General features: G+C 74.5%; 13 protein-coding genes. 6 read left to right on the forward strand and 7 right to left on the reverse strand.

Annotation, left to right across the window (positions count from 1 at the left end):
- Positions 1-58: 58 nt before the first annotated feature.
- A complete protein-coding gene (locus ABT026_RS18855; protein ID WP_351115715.1) occupies positions 59-445 on the reverse strand; it encodes an ArsR/SmtB family transcription factor in 387 nt (128 codons plus the stop codon).
- Between the two features lie 170 nt (positions 446-615).
- Between ABT026_RS18855 and ABT026_RS18860 the strand changes: the two genes are divergently transcribed.
- Entirely contained in the window at positions 616-2,661 is a 2,046-nt protein-coding gene (locus ABT026_RS18860) for an NAD(+) synthase (protein ID WP_351115717.1), read from the forward strand.
- 119 nt (positions 2,662-2,780) lie between these two features.
- On the opposite strand, the gene ABT026_RS18865 is transcribed toward ABT026_RS18860, so the two are convergent.
- Positions 2,781-5,120, reverse strand: coding sequence for an SCO7613 C-terminal domain-containing membrane protein (locus tag ABT026_RS18865; protein ID WP_351115718.1), 2,340 nt, complete (start codon positions 5,118-5,120; stop codon positions 2,781-2,783).
- A 175-nt stretch (positions 5,121-5,295) separates the two neighbouring features.
- Between ABT026_RS18865 and ABT026_RS18870 the strand changes: the two genes are divergently transcribed.
- Positions 5,296-5,883, forward strand: a complete 588-nt coding sequence (locus tag ABT026_RS18870; protein ID WP_351115719.1) for a hypothetical protein — start codon at positions 5,296-5,298, stop codon at positions 5,881-5,883.
- A gap of 68 nt (positions 5,884-5,951) precedes the next feature.
- Here the strand turns inward: ABT026_RS18870 and ABT026_RS18875 are convergent, their stop codons facing one another.
- Complete coding sequence (locus ABT026_RS18875) at positions 5,952-7,250, reverse strand: ricin-type beta-trefoil lectin domain protein (RefSeq protein ID WP_351115721.1); 1,299 nt, start codon at positions 7,248-7,250, stop codon at positions 5,952-5,954.
- 252 nt (positions 7,251-7,502) lie between these two features.
- On the opposite strand from ABT026_RS18875, the gene ABT026_RS18880 reads away from it, so the two are divergent.
- Positions 7,503-8,966 (forward strand): MFS transporter, encoded by a 1,464-nt coding sequence (locus ABT026_RS18880; RefSeq protein ID WP_351115723.1) that lies wholly within the window; start codon positions 7,503-7,505, stop codon positions 8,964-8,966.
- A gap of 69 nt (positions 8,967-9,035) precedes the next feature.
- Here ABT026_RS18880 and ABT026_RS18885 read toward each other — a convergent pair whose 3' ends face one another.
- Complete coding sequence (locus tag ABT026_RS18885; protein WP_351115724.1) at positions 9,036-9,647, reverse strand: YceI family protein; 612 nt, start codon at positions 9,645-9,647, stop codon at positions 9,036-9,038.
- A 452-nt stretch (positions 9,648-10,099) separates the two neighbouring features.
- Positions 10,100-10,963 carry a helix-turn-helix transcriptional regulator gene (locus ABT026_RS18890; protein ID WP_351115725.1) on the reverse strand — a complete coding sequence of 288 codons (864 nt, stop codon included), beginning with the start codon at positions 10,961-10,963 and terminating at the stop codon, positions 10,100-10,102.
- A gap of 102 nt (positions 10,964-11,065) precedes the next feature.
- Between ABT026_RS18890 and ABT026_RS18895 the strand changes: the two genes are divergently transcribed.
- Both ABT026_RS18895 and ABT026_RS18900 read left to right on the forward strand, forming a co-directional pair.
- Positions 11,066-12,583 (forward strand): MFS transporter, encoded by a 1,518-nt coding sequence (locus tag ABT026_RS18895; protein ID WP_351115727.1) that lies wholly within the window; start codon positions 11,066-11,068, stop codon positions 12,581-12,583.
- Positions 12,584-12,822: 239 nt separating this feature from the next.
- Positions 12,823-13,848, forward strand: a complete 1,026-nt coding sequence (locus tag ABT026_RS18900; protein ID WP_351115729.1) for a hypothetical protein — start codon at positions 12,823-12,825, stop codon at positions 13,846-13,848.
- 119 nt (positions 13,849-13,967) lie between these two features.
- Here the strand turns inward: ABT026_RS18900 and ABT026_RS18905 are convergent, their stop codons facing one another.
- Positions 13,968-14,729 (reverse strand): ZIP family metal transporter, encoded by a 762-nt coding sequence (locus ABT026_RS18905; protein WP_351115730.1) that lies wholly within the window; start codon positions 14,727-14,729, stop codon positions 13,968-13,970.
- A gap of 84 nt (positions 14,730-14,813) precedes the next feature.
- Positions 14,814-15,272, reverse strand: coding sequence for a VOC family protein (locus ABT026_RS18910; RefSeq protein WP_351115731.1), 459 nt, complete (start codon positions 15,270-15,272; stop codon positions 14,814-14,816).
- Between the two features lie 159 nt (positions 15,273-15,431).
- Here ABT026_RS18910 and ABT026_RS18915 point away from each other — a divergent pair, with 159 nt between their 5' ends.
- Positions 15,432-15,968, forward strand: coding sequence for a hypothetical protein (locus tag ABT026_RS18915; protein WP_351115733.1), 537 nt, complete (start codon positions 15,432-15,434; stop codon positions 15,966-15,968).
- The last annotated feature ends 158 nt before the right edge of the window (positions 15,969-16,126 follow it).

A 16,126-nucleotide genomic window follows, 5' to 3' on the forward strand; every position in this document is an offset into this window, starting at 1 on the left:
CCGGACAGGGCGACGCGAAGAGCGACGCGAAGGGCCGAGGAGGGCCGGGAAGCGCAGGTCAGCGGGTGTCGGTCCGGTCCGTGGGCGGGCCGGTGAGGATCTGGCCCATGGCGGCCAGGACGGACGGCTCGACGCGGTAGTAGACCCACGTGCCGCGCCGCTCGGAGGTCAGCAGCCCGGCCTCCTTGAGCTTCTTCAGGTGGTGCGAGACCGTCGGCTGAGAGACCCCGACGTCGGAGATGTCGCAGACGCACGCCTCCCCGCCGGCGTGCGAGGCCACCGCGGAGAACAGCCGCAGCCGCACCGGATCGCCGAGCGCCTTGAACATGCGGGCGGCGGTCTCCGCCTCCTCCGCGTCCAGGGGCCGCTCGGTCAGCGGCGGGCAGCAGGGCGCGACGGCGTCGGCCGCGGGGTCGAGGAGGGGAAGCAGGTCGGGGTTCGCCATGCCCCCAGTGTCCCACTCGGTTCGACGTACGTCTATGTCGACGTCTGTCGAAGCAGTGGAGGCCGCGCCCGGGCCGTCCAGGGGCAGGTCGTAGGCTGAGAAGTGCCCTGAACGGGCCGACCCGCCGTCGTCCTGGCCCGCCTGTCCATCTTCTGGGGGAGTACGTCCCGTTGAACTTCTGGTCGCTCTACCGGCACGGCTTCGCGCGGATCGCCGCCTGCACCGGTCACTCCGCCGTCGCCGACCCCGCCGCCAACGCCGAAGCGGTCCTGCGGCAGGCGCGCCGCTGTGACGAGGACGGCGTCGCCGTCGCCCTCTTCCCGGAGATGAACCTCTGCGGGTACTCCATCGAGGACCTGCTGCTCCAGGACGCCCTGCTCGACGAGGTGGAGTCGGCGCTCGCCGCCGTGGTGGCCGGCTCCTCCGGCCTGCTGCCCGTCCTGGTGGTCGGCGCCCCGCTGCGCCACCGCAACCGGATCTACAACTGCGCCGTGGTGGTGCACCGGGGCCGGATCCTCGGCGTCGCGCCCAAGTCCTACGTGCCCAACTACCGCGAGTTCTACGAGAAGCGTCAGATCGCCGCCGGCGACGACGAGCGCGGCGGCACGATCCGCGTCGGCGGGCAGCCCGTGCCCTTCGGCCCCGACCTGCTCTTCGCTGCCGAGGACGTGCCGGGGCTCGTGCTCCACGCCGAGGTGTGCGAGGACATGTGGGTGCCGGTGCCGCCGAGCGCCGAGGCCGCGCTGGCCGGCGCGACGGTGCTGCTCAACCTCTCCGGCAGCCCCATCACCGTCGGCCGGGCCGAGGACCGCAAGCTGCTCTGCCGCTCGGCGTCCTCGCGCTGCCTGGCCGCCTACGTCTACGCGGCGGCCGGTCTGGGCGAGTCCAGCACCGACCTGTCCTGGGACGGGCAGACGATGATCTACGAGAACGGCGTCCTGCTCGCCGAGACCGAGCGGTTCCCGCAGGACGACCAGTACTCGGTGGCCGACGTCGACCTCGACCTGCTCCGCCAGGAGCGCCTGCGGATGGGCACCTTCGACGACAACCGCCGCGCCCACGCCGCCCGCACCGCCGGCTTCCGCGAGGTCGGCTTCCGGCTCGAGGCGCCCACCGGGGACCTCGGCCTGCGCCGCCGCCTCGAGCGGTACCCCTTCGTGCCGTCCGACTCCGAGCGCCTGGCCCAGGACTGCTACGAGGCGTACAACATCCAGGTCAGCGCGCTGCAGCAGCGACTGGGCGCGATCGGGAACCCGAAGATCGTCATCGGCGTCTCCGGCGGCCTGGACTCCACCCACGCGCTGATCGTCGCCGCGCAGACCATGGACCGGGCCGGTCGCCCCCGCAGCGACATCCTGGCGTTCACCCTGCCCGGCTTCGCGACCAGCGACCACACCAAGGGCAACGCGCACAAGCTGATGCGCGCCCTCGGCGTGACCGCCGCCGAACTCGACATCACGCCGACCGCACGGCTGATGCTCAAGGAGATGGAGCACCCGTTCTCGGCGGGCGAGCCGGTCTACGACGTCACCTTCGAGAACGTCCAGGCCGGTCTGCGCACCGACTACCTGTTCCGGCTGGCCAACCAGCGCGGCGGCATCGTGCTGGGCACCGGCGACCTCTCCGAGCTGGCGCTCGGCTGGAGCACGTACGGCGTCGGCGACCAGATGAGCCACTACAACGTGAACTCCGGCGTCCCCAAGACCCTCATGCAGCACCTGATCCGCTGGGTGATCGGCAGCGGGCAGTTCGACGAGGAGACCGGCCGCACGCTGACCGCCATCCTCGACACCGAGATCAGCCCCGAGCTGGTGCCCGGCGAGGAGATGCAGTCCACCGAGTCGAAGATCGGCCCCTACGCGCTGCACGACTTCACGCTCTTCCACGTGCTGCGCTACGGGTTCCGGCCGTCGAAGATCGCCTTCCTCGCCTGGCACGCCTGGCACGACGCCGAGGCCGGCGCCTGGCCGGCGAACTTCCCGGAGGCCAAGCGCGTCGCCTACGACCTCCAGGAGATCCGGGACTGGCTGGAGGTGTTCTGCCGCCGCTTCTTCGCCTTCGCGCAGTTCAAGCGGTCCGCGATGCCCAACGGCCCCAAGGTCTCGGCCGGAGGCTCGCTCTCCCCGCGCGGCGACTGGCGCGCCCCCTCCGACAGCTCGGCGGCGACCTGGCTGCGGGACCTGGCCCGCGTCGACGGCGCGCTGAAGAAGGACTGACGCCCACGCCCCGCGCGCCGGGCACGCCCCGCGCGCATCGCGGGCACGCGTGACGGCGGTGGGCCGTGGCACCGGAGATTCCCCCGGCGCCACGGCCCACCGCCGTCTCCTGCCCCGGCTCAGCCCATCCGCCGCAGGGCCTCCCGGGCCCGGCGGGCGTCACGCAGCCGCCGTTCGTAGGTGGTGCCCAGCAGGAGCAGCACCAGACCGGCCGCGGCGGGCGGAGCCCAGCGGGGGAGGGCGCCGAGGGCCTGGACGAGGTAGGGCGCGAGCTCGTGCAGCGCGTCGAGCACCAGCACCGCTCCGCCCAGCACCAGGGGCGCCTGCAGGCGGCGCACGGCCCCGGCCACGGTGACGGCCAGGGCCGCCGCGCCGAGCAGCAGCGGCCGCGTCCCGTGCGGGTCCGCCCAGGCGGCGACCAGGCTCGGCAGCAGGGCCACGGCCAGACCGGGAGCGTAGGCCGACCAGGACGACACCGACGCGTCCCGGCGACGCCGCAGCACGCCCAGCACCAGCACGGGCAGCGCCGCCGGCAGCGCGTACGCCTCCGGGGCGGACACCTCCCAGGCCGCCAGCCGCACCCATGCGGCGAGCACGAACAGGACGGTCGCGACGTGCGCCACCGGGCGCCGGCCCGGGCGCAGCGCCGTCGCCCCGGCGATCACCCCGGCCAGCGCCAGCGCCAGCGCCAGCACCGGTGGGTCGAAGACCGTGAGGAGCAGCGCGAACCCTCCGACCACCGCCCCGGTGACCTCCACCGGGAGAGCCGCGGGACCCGCCCAGGGCCGGGAGGCGATCAGCGCCGCGGCCGCGGCCACCGTGAGCAGCAGCAGACCGGCTGTGGAACCCTCCCCGTCGCGCAGGACGACGACCGAGACGACCAGCAGCGCGGCGTGGACCAGGGCGGCGGGCAGTCCGGCCGGGGCGAGCGCGCGGCGCGCCCAGGAGGCCGCCGCGAACAGAGCGATCAGCACCGGCAGCACCACCAGGGGGGCGACCTTCGTCTGCCCCGACGACAGCGCCACCCCGCCCGAGGCGACCAGGGCCACCACCAGCGCGGCCCACGCGCCGTCGACGGTCCGCCGGGCGGCCTCCAAGGCCCCCGCGACCACCAGTACCTGCACGGTCAGGCCTGCCCCGCGGGGCAGCTCGAAGACCAGGGGCAGCGCGTACAGCACGGCCGCGCCCAGCACCGGCGCCGCCCGCCGGCCCCGCGCCCGCCACACCTCGTGGGGACCCGCCACCGCGAGCACCGCCGTGAGCGCCGCGAGCACGACCGCGGCCGGCAGCTTGTAGGGGATCTCCAGTGGCACCAGCGGCCTCATCAGCGCCACCACCGGCAGCGGCAGCGCCCACAGCAGCGCCGCCCCCGCCACCACGGCGGACGCCCGGGCCGCCCCGCCGCGCAGCACCGCGGGCAGCGGTGTCCGTGTCACGGCGAGCAGCAGCAGCGCGCAGGCCAGGTAGCCGGGCACCGCCCACTCCCACGGGACCGCCCACCGGACCACGCCTCCCGCGGCGGCGACCGCGAGCAGGCCCGCGGCCATCGCCGGCGCCGTGGTGGCCGCCCTCTCCCGCAGCCGGCCGGCCACCGCGGCGGCGATCAGCGCGGCGAAGGCCAGCAGGAGACCGGCCGTGACCGCCGCGCCGGCGCCGTGGGCCGACAGCGACAGCCACAGCGCGCAGGGCACGGCCAGGGCGCCCTCCAGGCAGGCACCGACGCCCGCCGTCCACCGCACCGACGGGCGCAGCGGGGAGAGCGCGGCCGCGGCGGCCAGGGCGGAGCAGGCCAGCAGCGCCGCGACGAACAGCTCGAGGGTGCCGCCGTCGGCGTCCGACGCCCACAACGGCAGCGCGAGCTGCGCGACGGCGGTCGCGGCCGGCCACGGGCCGCGCAGCTCACGGAAGAGCCGGCCGTACCCGGCCCACAGCGCCGCCAGCAGCGCGCAGGCCGCCGCCGCGTACGTGGCCACCGGCGCGTCCGGCAGGGCCACCCGGTACAGGGCGTACGCGTCGAGCACGGTCAGCGTCATGCCGAGCCCGGCCAGCGACTCCGCCGTCGCCCGCAGCCCGCGTCGCAGCAGCGGCACCGGCGCGGCCAGCACCACGGTGGTGAGGGCGCCCAGCACCAGGGCCCGGCCGCCGATGCCCAGCGAGCCCCACGCCACCACGGTGAACACCAGGGAGGCGATGCCCAGCAGCAGTCCGCCCAGGAGCAGGAGCAGGTTCTGCACGTCCGGGCCGGACGCCTCGCTCCGGGGCGTCCGCCCCTGGGTCGGGGCCTGTGCCCAGGGGCCGGGGGAGGGCGACGGCGCGTTCGCCGGAGCGTTCGCCGCCCACAGCACGCCGACCAGCCAGGCGCGGCGGGCCAGCAACTGCGCGCGCCGCGCGTCCAGGGACCGCAACTCGGCGTCGATGAGCCGCAGCTCCTCGGCCGGCGGCGGTGGTGGTGTCGTCATACCGGCACCATGACGGTGAAGCAGCCCGGTGCACATGAGTGCGGATACTCAGAACCGGTACTCACCCGGTCCGCGGCCGACGGGGGAGGGGTGCCGTGGAGGAGGCACAGGCGACAGGTACGGTTTTCCGGACGCTTGTCTTTTTCGAGCGCTGTCGTGTCAGGAAGGGAAACACATGGACGTCGGACTCAAGCGTGAGCTCGAGCGGAAGGTGCGGGCCGGCGAGCGCCTGACCCGGGAGGACGGCATCGCGCTGTACGAGTCGGACGACCTGGCCTGGCTGGGCGCGCTGGCCCACGAGGCGCGCACCGCGCGGCACGGCGACGTCGCCTGGTTCGACGGCGCGGGGGCCGGCGGCGGCCTGGCCTTCGGCTTCGGCGGCCGGAGCGAGCGTGCCGCCGCCGTCGACGCGATGCTGCGGCTGCGCGAGGAGTGGGACGGCGGCGAGCAGGCCGCCGTCCCGACCGGGGACCGGTCGCTGTCGGGCCTGGAGGTCCTCAAGACCTACGCGGTGGCCCGGCTGCTGCTGGACAACGTGCCGCACCTGAAGGTGTTCCGCGAGACGTACGGCGACCGCACCGCCCAGCTGGCGCTGCAGCACGGCGCCGACGAGATCGACGGCCCGGCGGGCGACGAGGTCGTGGAGCTCGTGCAGGACGCCGGTTTCCGGCCCGTCCAGCACGACGGCGCCTACACGGTGGTCCGCGAGTTCGACGGACCCGACCCCGCGCGGCGGGACCAGCCGCAGGCCATGCGGCTCTGACGCGGGACGACGCGGGGGCGGTGGGACCGGGCGCCCGGCCTCACCGCCCCCGCCTCGCGTAACCGGCGTCAGCCGATGGTCCACTTCTGGTTGGCGCCGCCGCCGCAGGTCCAGGTCTGCAGGCGGGTGCCGTCGGCCGAGGAGTTGTCCTTGGCGTCCAGGCACTTGCCGGAACCCGTGTTGGTCAGGTCGCGGGCCGCGGTGTACGTCCACTTCTGGGCGTTGGTGCCGTTGCAGGTCCACAACTGGACCACGGCGCCGTCGGCCGTCGAGCCGCCCGAGACGTCCAGGCACTTGCCGAGGGCGCGTACCGTGCCGTCACCCGGGAAGCTCCACTGCTGGGCCGCGTTCCCCGTGCAGTTGTGCAGCTGGATCGGCGTCCCGTCGGCGGTCGCGGCGCCCGCCACGTCCACGCACATGCCGCCGATGCCGCGGATGGGACCCGAGGTGGGCGTGGGCGTGGACCCGCCGTCCGAGGTGGAGACGCGGACGTAGTCGATCGTCATGGTCTGCGGGAAACTGGTCGAACCGTCGGGGCTGCCCGGCCAGTTGCCGCCCACCGCCAGGTTCAGGATCAGGAAGAACGGGTGGTCGAAGACCCACCGGTCGCCGCCCAGGTCCGCCGGGGTCCGCGTCTGGTAGGCGTTGCCGTCGACGTACCAGACGATCTTGTCGGGGCTCCAGTCGACGGCGAAGGTGTGGAAGCCGTCGGCGAACGCCTGGCCGCCCGGCAGGGTGTAGCCCGCGCCGATGCCCTCGCCGCCGGAGTAGCCGGGACCGTGGATGGTGCCGTGCACGGTGCCCGGTTCGCGGCCGATGTTCTCCATGACGTCCAGCTCGCCGCTGTTGGGCCAGCCCGCACTGCCGAGGTCGTTGCCGAGCATCCAGAACGCCGGCCAGATGCCCTGCCCGCGCGGGATCTTGATCCGGGCCTCGAACCGGCCGTAGGCCTGGGTGAAGGTGCGGGCCGTGTTGAGACGCGCCGACGTGTACTGGCAGCTGCCGTACCAGCACTGCAGCCCGGTGTCGGTGTTCTTGCGGGCCGTGATGACGAGGTTGCCGTTGCCGTCGAGGGCCGCGTTGTTCCGGCTGTTGGTGTAGTACTGCAACTCGTTGTTGCCGTTGCCCGAACCGCCGGTCTCCACCGTCCACCTGCCTGGGTCGGGAGCGCTGCCGGCGGTGCCGTTGAACTCGTCCGCCCAGGTCTGCGCGGCGGCCGCCGCGGTGGCCCGGTCGGGAGCGGTCGCCGCGGCCGCGCGCGGCGCGCCCGCGCCCTGCGCGACCAGCAGCGCGGCCGCGAGGACGGCGACGAGCAGCAGGGTGAGCGTGGTGACGGGCAGTCGTCTCGTCGATTGTGCAACTGTCATGGCGTGTACGTCCCTTGAGCGTGGGGGAGGGGGCCTGTGCGCACCGTGCCGATCGGGAACGGCCGCCCGTGGGTGGGACGGAGCCGCTCCGCTTGCCCCAGATGGTATGGACCAAGTGAGGTGCGGCCAATGGTGTGCGCGGCACGGAACCGTCCGCACGCCCAACATGGCCGGATCCGGTCCGGCGGACCCGGCGTGATCGAGGGCCGCACCCCCCTGTTCCTGCGGCGGGCCGGTGCTTAGCCTCTGCGCATGACACACGAACCGCTGCGTGAGGAGGAGCCGCCCGTCGGCCGGGAGGTGCCGGCGGGTCCCTCGGGCGTGCGGCGGAGGACCGCCGCGTCCGGGGGTGCGGCGGGCGAGGGCGCGGTGAAGGCCTCCACCGGAGCCCTGCTGCGTTATTCGGCCGGGTCGCTCGGGATGGGCGTCTGGATCACCGTGCCCGGCATGCTGCTGCTCTATTTCATGACCGACACCCTGGGCGTCAGCCCCGCCCTCGCCGGCGTCACGCTGCTGGTCCCCAAGATCGTCGACGCGGTGGCCCACCCCGCGCTCGGCACCTGGTCGGACCGTGAGGCGAGGCGTCACGGGCACCGCCGGCGGATGCTCACCGTGGGGCTGGCCCTGGCGTTCGCGTTCACCGCCCTGTTCACCGTGCCCTCCGCACTGTCCGGCGTCGGCGCGGCGCTCTGGGTCGGCGTGACGTACACGGCGGGCAACCTGCTGTTCGCCTGCTTCCAGGTCCCCTACGTCACGACGCCCACCGAACTGCGCATCGGCTACCACGAGCGCACCCGCGTCTTCATGTTCCGGATGGCGGCGCTCACCGTCGGCCTGCTGGCCACCGGCGTCGCCGCACCCGCTCTGGTGGCCTCCGGGGAACGCGACGCGTACTCCCGCGCGGCGATGATGCTGGCCGCCTTCATGATCGTCACCGGCCTGGTCGCCGTGCGCGGGGTGCGCCGCCTCACCGAGGAATGCGGCACCCTGCCGCCCTCCGGCGAGGGCCGTTCCGTCGTCGCCGACGTCCGGGCGGCGCTGCGGGACCGGGACTTCCGCCCGCTGCTGCTCGCCTACCTCGTCACCGGCACCACCACCCACCTGTTCCTGGCGGCCGTGCCGTACTACACGGCCTACATCCTGGGGGACGAGAAGCTGACCTCCGTGCTGATGGGCGCCTTCCTCGGCCCGGCCGTGCTGGTCGGCCCGCTCTGGCAGGCGCTCTCCCGCCGCCACGGCAAGCAGCGCGCCCTGATGACCGCGCAGACGCTGTTCCTGGCCGGCTGCCTGGCCCTGTGGCCGGCCGGCGAGCTGGGCGCCGCGGCCACGGTCGTCGTGGCCGTGGCGTTGGGCGTCGCCTTCGCCGGACTCCAGTTGCTCTCCTTCAGCATGCTGTCCGACGCCGTCGCCGCGGCCGAGGCGAGGGGCGACACCCGCGCGGGCGCCTACTCGGGCATCTGGACGGCCACCGACGCGACCGGAACGGCGCTGGGTCCCTACCTCTACGCCCTCGCACTGGCGATCGGCGGCTTCGTGGCCACCACCGAGGGCACCGTGCCGCAGCCGCAGCGGGCGCTGGACCTGCTGCTCATCGGCTTCACGGCGCTTCCCGCCGCTCTGATGGCGCTGGCCCTGATGTTCCAGCGCCGCTGCCGCCTCGACGAGCGGGGGAGGCCCGAAGCGGTCGTCCGGGCAGGACCGGAATCGACCATCTGACCAGGGCATGACATGCGGACGGCCGCGGGGGCCGGTGTGAACCCCGCGGTCACGCGTCCGCGGGCACGGTCACATGGCGGGCGCCGAGCGGATCGCCGCGATGTCGAACTGGAGCCGCACCTTCTCGCTCACCATCGCGCCGCCCTCGGCCAGCCTGCTGTCGTAGGTCAGGCCCCAGTCCGAGCGGTTGATGGTGGTGGTCCCGTCGAAGCCGGCCCGCTGGTAGCCGAACGGGTCGGTGACGTTGCCGATGTAGGTCAGCTCCAGCGTCACCGGACGGGTGATCTCCTTGATGGTGAGGTCCCCGGACATCAGGAACACGTCACCGCCGGCCGTCTCCACGGAGGTGCTGACGAACCGCATCGTCGGGTAGTGGGCGGAGTCGAGGAAGTCGCGCCCGATCAGATGCGCGTCGCGCTGCTCCACGCCGGTGTCCACACTGCCCGTGTTGATCACGATCTCGGCCTGCGAGCGGGTCGGCTTGGTGCCGTGGAAGAAGAGACGGCTGCTGTACTCCCGGAAGCACCCCCGGACCGTCGTCACCATGGCATGCCGCACGGAGAAGCCGACCCGGCTGTGGGCCGGGTCGACGAACCACTCACCGGTCAGCGAGGCGAGATCGGGGTCGACGGGAGCCACCTGCGCGAAGGCCGATCTCGCCTCGACGGCGGGATCCGTCACGGCGAGAGGCTCCGGTCGACCGGGGGCCGCGGTTCGCTTGAACAGACTCACACTTCACCTGTTTATTCGCTCGGGACTGCACGCACGACTGCGGGATCCTAATCCAGAGACCCGCTTTTCGGCACCGTATGCAGGCGCGCGCAGAATCCCCACACATTCCGCACGGGCCAAACCGAATACCCGCTCCCGCCGGTTGCATGCGCACCAGTTCCGACGCCGGGAAGCCCTGGGAAACTGGCCTGCTCAGGGCTGTGTACGGTAGTCGCTCCACGGCGTGGTTACGGCATGGGTGGCAGGTGAAACGGATCACGCGCAGGCGGATTTCCGCCACACCCGCCCGTCCAGGGAAACCAGTCGATTACCGGGGGTTACCACATTGCCCGGGAGATGCTCCGGCAATTTACCGAAGTGATGACGGAAGATCGGTTCCCCTGCTTTGCGCCCGAATTGCGTCAGCCCGCCGCCCGGCACAGCAGACTGAGCGCGTCGGCCGACGCCGAGCCCGGCTCGGCGGTGTGGGTCAGCAGGCGCCGGCCGTCGCCGTCCGGTAGATGCAGCACCTCGTAGTGCAGTTCCAGGTGACCCACCTGCGGATGATGGAACCGCTTGGTGCCGCTGGAGCACAGTCGGACGTCGTGCCGCGCCCACAGTGCGGCGAACTCCCGGCTGCGGATCGACAGCTCCCCGACCAGTTCGGCGAGCGCGCGGTCGTCCGGGCGGTGGGCGGCCGAGTACCGCAGCGAGGAGACGGCCAGCGCGGCCTCCTCGTGCCAGTCGCGGTACAGCTCACGGGTGTGGGCGTCCAGGAACAGCATGCGCAGCAGGTTGGGACGGGCGTCGTGGTCCTCCGGCGCGGCGGGGTCGAGGTGTCCGGCGAGCAGGGCGTGGCCCAGCGCGTTCCACGCCAGCACGTCGTTGCGCCGGCCCAGCAGCAGGGCGGGCACCGTGGGCATGGACGCCAGCAGGCGGACCGCCCCGTGACCCGGGCTCTCCACCGGGTCGGGACGGCGGGCCGCCGGGACCGGCCGGGCCAGCGCGAACAGGTGGGCGCGCTCGGCGTCGTCCAGGCGCAGCGCCCGGGCGAGCGCCTCGATCACGGAGTCCCCGGCGTTCACCGACTGCCCCTGCTCCAGGCGCGTGTAGTAGTTCACCGAGATCCCGGCCAGCTGGGCCAGCTCCTCCCGGCGCAGCCCCGGGACCCGTCGTGCGCCCCAGGTGGCCAGCCCCACCGCTTCCGGCGTCACGGCGGCGCGTCGGGTCCGCAGGAAATGGCCGAGCCCGTCGGCACCCGTGTCGTGCTCCGTGGGGAGGGTCATGGCTCCAGTATCGGCCCGGCCCGAGCGGCGTGCCTGCCCCTGTCAGTGGTACCAACGAGCGGGATCTGGCTGTGCCTTGGAGGCGGCCGCAGGCTCGGAGCCATGACCACCACCGACAGCACCGAAACCGTGAGGACCGCCGGGAGCGCTCGAGCCGCCCGCGGCAGGGACGCCCGGACCGCCGGCCCGCGGGGCCCGGAGCGAGCCGGCTCCGGCCTGCGGGACAGGCTCGCCCTCCTCGTCCTGCTGACCGCGAGCTTCACGCTCGCCGTCGACTTCTCCATCCTCAACGTCGCTCTCCCGCGCATCGGCTCCGACCTGGGGTTCGCCCTCGCCGACCTGCAGTGGATCGCCACCTCCTTCGCCCTGTGCGCTGCCGGGTTCACGCTGTTCTTCGGCCGCTGCGCCGACCTGTTCGGCCGTCGGCGGCAGTTCCTCGCCGGGATCGCCCTGCTGGGTCTGGCCTCGCTCGCCGGCGGCCTCGCGGACACCCCCTGGCTGCTGCTCACCGCCCGCGTCGCACAGGGTGTGGCGACCGCCGCCGTCACCCCGGCCGCCCTGTCGCTGCTGACCACCTCGTTCCCCGAAGGACCGCTGCGGGAGCGGGCGCTCGGCCTTAACGGGGCGCTGATGGCGGCGGGCTTCACCACCGGCGCGGTCCTCGGCGGACTGCTGACCGACCTGATCAGCTGGCGCTGGGCCTTCTACGTCAACGTGGTCGTGGCCGTGGTGGTCCTGGCGGTCGGCCCCGCCGTGCTGCGGGAGGCCCGGGCGGAGGAGCGCTCCCGGCTCGACCTGCCGGGCGCCGTCACGGTCACCCTCGCACTGATCGCGCTCGTCCTCGGCCTCACCCGGGCGGGGGAGCGCTCCTGGACCGATCCCGGCTGCTGGGCCGCCCTCGCGGCCGCGGCCGTGCTGCTCGCGCTCTTCGTCCGGATCGAGAGCCGGGTCGCCCGCCCGCTGCTGCCGCCACGTCTGCTGACCCGCCGGTCCGTGGGCTGGGGGAACCTCGCCGGGCTGCTGGCCTTCGCCACCGAGACGTCCCTGGTCTTCCTGCTGACCCTCTACCTCCAGGAGGTGCGCGGTTTCACGCCGCTCGAGGCGGGACTGACCTTCGCCGTCCTGGGGGCGGGCACGGTGGCCGGCGGTCTGGCGGGCCCGCGGGTCATCGCCCGGATCGGCGGCCGGCGCACGGTGGTCGCCGGGTTCGCGCTGCAGGCCGCGGCGACGGCCCCGTTGCTCCTGCTCGGACACCTTCCCGGCTGGTTCGGCGTGTTGCTGGCGGCGACCTTCGTGGGCGGGGCGGCCAACCTGGTGGCCATCGTCGGATTCATGGTGACGGCCACCTCCGGCCTGCCCGACGGCGAGCAGGGCGTGGCGACCGGGCTGGCGACGATGAGCCAGCAGGTGGGCATCACCCTCGGCACGCCGGTGATGTCCACGGTGGTCACCCTGGCCGCCGCCGGGTCGGCCGCGGGCGTGGAGCGCGGGGTGACGGCGGCGATCGCGCTGAACGCCCTGCTGTGCGGGGCCGCCGCGCTGTTCTTCGGCTTCGCTCTGCCGCGGGCCCTCGGCGCGGGGGAGCGGGGGAGCCGGGGCCTGGAGCCGTCGACGCGCTGACCTGCCGCCGCCCACCGCCCCCGGCCGGCCGAGCCGCCGCCCGGGGGCGGCGTGTCGTTACGCCGGACTCCCGCCCCGACTCGTACCGATCCGTCACCGGCCGAACAATCGAGGCCCGGCCCGCCCGCCGCGGAAGCCCGGACGGCCCCGGGATGCCCGACGCCCGACGCCCGACGCCCGACGCCCGACGCCCGACGCCCGATCTACGACGCCGACGTGCGACCCGAGTGAGGAACCTGATGTCCGCACCCTCCGACGAGGCCACCGGGGCGACGCCCCCGGCCTCCCCGCCGTCGCCGGGAGCCCTGCGCCGCAGACTCGCCGTTCTCGTGCTGGGGCTGACGGTCCTGGTCGTCGCCATCCTCGTGGCCTTCGCCCTGCCCGCTGCCAACGGCGGGCCGCGCGAGATCCCGATCGGCGTCGCGGGACCGGCGTCGGCCGTGGAGCGGCTGGAGCGGGCGAGCGCCGGCACGCAATGGCAGGTCACCCGTTTCGACGACGTCGGGGAACTGACCGCCGCGGTCGAGCACCGGGAGATCGTCGGCGGCCTCGCGGTCACTCCCGCGGGCGTGACGCTCTACCAGGCCAGCGCCGCCGGTCCGCAGGCCGCGGCGGCACTGACCGGGCTGGCCACGGCAGCGGCCGGACGGCAGCACGCCGAGCTCACCGTGAAGGACCTGGCGCCCTTCCCGGAGAACGACCCGCGCGGCGCGGGATTCTCCGCCGCCGCGCTGCCGATGGTGTTCGGCGGCATCATCCCGGCCGCCGCCCTCGCCCGGCTCTTCCCCGGCCGGCCGCGCCATCGCCTGGCAGGCGCGGTGCTGTTCTCCCTCACGGCGGGCTTCGCGGTGACCGCGGTGCTCCAGTACGGCATCGGCTCACTGACGGGCCACTACGGGACGACCGCGCTCGGCCTCTCCCTGGGCATCGCGGCCCTGGCCCTCACGCTCCTGGGACTGGAGGCGGTCTTCGGACTGCCCGGGTTCATCGTCGGCGCGGCACTGATGATGCTGCTCGCCAACCCGCTCTCCGGCCTCGTCACCGGCCCGCACTGGCTCCCGGGCGGCTGGGCCGACCTCGGACAACTCCTGCCGCCCGGCGCCTCCGGAAGCCTGTTGCGTGCCAACGCCTTCTTCCACGGCATCGGCGCCCTGGGCCCGGCGCTCGTCCTCGCCTGCTGGGCGCTGCTCGGGGTCACTCTGCTGCTCACCAGCGGCCGGATCCGCGGCCGCCGGGCGGAGCGGGCGCGGCGGGAAGCCGCCTGAACCACCGCCGGCGACCCCGGCGATCCTGGCGGACCACGGGGGTCCTGAGGACCACGGGGGTCCCGAGGGCTACGGAGGCCCGGCGGCCCCGAGGACCGTGGCGGCTGTCGCGGCGGCCCTCAGGCGTGCGACAGGCCGAAGGACACCAGGAACCCGCACACCGTCACCAGGCCGATGGCGAGGTGCGCGTCCTCGAAGGCCTCCGGGATCATCGTGTCCGCGACCATCGCCAGGATCGCCCCGGCGGCCAGCGCCGTCACCGCCGCGATCACCGAAGGGGAGAACTCGCCCACCACCGTGTAGCCGAGCACCGCCGACACCGTGCTGGCCGCCGCGATCGCCCCCCACACGCCGAACACGAACCCCTTGCTCCGGCCGGCCTTGCGCATGCCCGCCGAACTCGACAGCCCCTCCGGCACGTTGCTGATGAACACCGCGACCACCGTGACCAGGCTGACCGCGCCGCCGTCCAGCAGGCTGACGCCGATCACCGCGGACTCGGGCACCCCGTCCAGCAGCGCGCCCAGCGCCAGCGCGGTGCCGGAGCCCCCCTGCTCGTCCTCCGACGGCTGACGGTGCGCCGCGTGACGCCCCGACCGCTTCCGGTGCCGCGCTCCCCGGCGGGCCAGCCAGAGGTTGCCCAGGGTGTACGCCGACGCGCCGACCAGTGTCCCGAGGGCCGCGGGAGCCAGCCCCGCCTGGTCGTACGCCTCACCCACCAGCTCGAAGGAGACCGCGGAGAGCAGCACGCCGGCGCCGAAGGCCATCACCGTGGCGATCACCTTCGCCGGCACCCGCACCCCGAAACCGACCACCGCCCCCAGCAGCAGCGCCGATCCGGCCACGAACCCCCAGAGCCCCGCCTGCACCACTTCAGCCATACGGCACCTCCTACCCGAGGGCCGGCGGCCGAGCCCGCCCGGCCGACGGCTTTCACGCGCCCGGTGGAGTCACCGAGCGCACGGTCACGGACCCGCGTCCGCCTCCCCGAACCCGATCAGGGCGCCCCGGGCGTCGAACCGGGCGGTGCGCGCCCAGGCGAGTTCCCAGCGGTTGCCCTCCGGATCGGCGACGTAGGCGGAACGGCCGCCCCACTCGCGGTCCGTCGGCTCCGCGACCGGCAGCGCTCCGGCGTCCACGGCGGCGCGGAACGCGGTGTCCACGTCCTCACGGCGGTCCAGGTTGCAGGCGAGCGTCACGCCCGACCAGCCCGGCGCCGGCCCCGGCACGCCGGGGGCCGCCTCGGCGGCCAGGTCGTCGAGCGGGTACAGGGCGAGCAGCACGCCACCCAGCAGGAAGCCCGACCAGGAGTCGTCGCTCCCGGGCGCCTCCTCCCAGCCGAGGGCGCGGTAGAAACGCCGGAGCGCCGGCAGGTCGCGGGCGCCGAGGGTCAGCACGGACAGACGCGCGGGAAGTCGGGACACGGCGGGAGGCTAACGCACCGGGAAAGGGCCCGACACCTGACCCCGGGTCACCAGGACCTGGCCCCGCGTCACTCGGAACCTGGCTCCGTGTCACCCGTGTCGGTGACCCGGCCGCGTGGTGCGGCGCGCGCACTGGGCCGAACGGAGCAAGGTGACAGCGTGATCCGAACCCGGCAGCTGGCCCTCGCACTCCTCGCCCCCTTCCTGGTCACCGGCTGCGTCGCCGTGACGCCGAACGCGCCCCGCCCGCCGCGGGACGCCGCCACGGCCGCGGTCAGCCGACCTGCGGTCGAGCAGACCGCGCCACGGCAGGACAGGGGCGAGCTGGTCGAGAGCGGCGAGCGCAAGCGCCGTGCGAAGAAGGAGCGGGAGAAGGCGGGCGGCCGCAGTCGCGCCGGTGAGGGAACGCGGGTGCGGACGCAGGGGCGGGGCGAACCCGCCACCGGGCGGCCCCGGCCCCGGGCCGAGATCCGGTCCGGGAGCGGGATCCGGTCCGGGGCGCCGGGAACGCGACGGCACGGCTTCGGTCGGCCCCGGCCGAGGGCGGAGCAGCCGAGGGCCCGGATGCGTCCCGCACCCCGGCCCCGGCGGCACGACGGCCACGGGGGGTTCCGGATGGGCGAGTGGTGCCGACAGGCCCGCGGGGTCGCCTCCTCGGACGTCGTGTCCCTGTGCCACCGGGCGTACGGGCGCTGACGCCCGTCCGCACACCGGCTGCGGGAGTGGACCGCCGCCGGGCCGGGGCGTCGTCGCGCCGACGCGAGCCGTCACCGTGCCGCCGCGGGCCGCCCCCCCCCCCCCCGGGCGGGGGGGGCGCGGCGGGGGCGCGGGGCGCGGCCGCGGGCGCCCCGCGG

The sequence above is a fragment of the Streptomyces sp. NPDC002734 genome (assembly GCF_040295685.1).
Classification (GTDB): Bacteria; Actinomycetota; Actinomycetes; order Streptomycetales; family Streptomycetaceae; genus Streptomyces.

Excerpts from the sequence above, each read along its gene's own strand:
- ABT026_RS18855 (WP_351115715.1), bottom strand. The coding sequence starts at position 445 with ATGGCGAACCCCGACCTGCTTCCCCTCCTCGACCCCGCGGCCGACGCC.
- ABT026_RS18865 (WP_351115718.1), bottom strand. The coding sequence starts at position 5,120 with ATGACGACACCACCACCGCCGCCGGCCGAGGAGCTGCGGCTCATCGAC.
- ABT026_RS18870 (WP_351115719.1), top strand. The coding sequence starts at position 5,296 with ATGGACGTCGGACTCAAGCGTGAGCTCGAGCGGAAGGTGCGGGCCGGC.
- ABT026_RS18875 (WP_351115721.1), bottom strand. The coding sequence starts at position 7,250 with ATGACAGTTGCACAATCGACGAGACGACTGCCCGTCACCACGCTCACC.
- ABT026_RS18880 (WP_351115723.1), top strand. The coding sequence starts at position 7,503 with ATGACACACGAACCGCTGCGTGAGGAGGAGCCGCCCGTCGGCCGGGAG.
- ABT026_RS18890 (WP_351115725.1), bottom strand. The coding sequence starts at position 10,963 with ATGACCCTCCCCACGGAGCACGACACGGGTGCCGACGGGCTCGGCCAT.
- ABT026_RS18895 (WP_351115727.1), top strand. The coding sequence starts at position 11,066 with ATGACCACCACCGACAGCACCGAAACCGTGAGGACCGCCGGGAGCGCT.
- ABT026_RS18900 (WP_351115729.1), top strand. The coding sequence starts at position 12,823 with ATGTCCGCACCCTCCGACGAGGCCACCGGGGCGACGCCCCCGGCCTCC.
- ABT026_RS18905 (WP_351115730.1), bottom strand. The coding sequence starts at position 14,729 with ATGGCTGAAGTGGTGCAGGCGGGGCTCTGGGGGTTCGTGGCCGGATCG.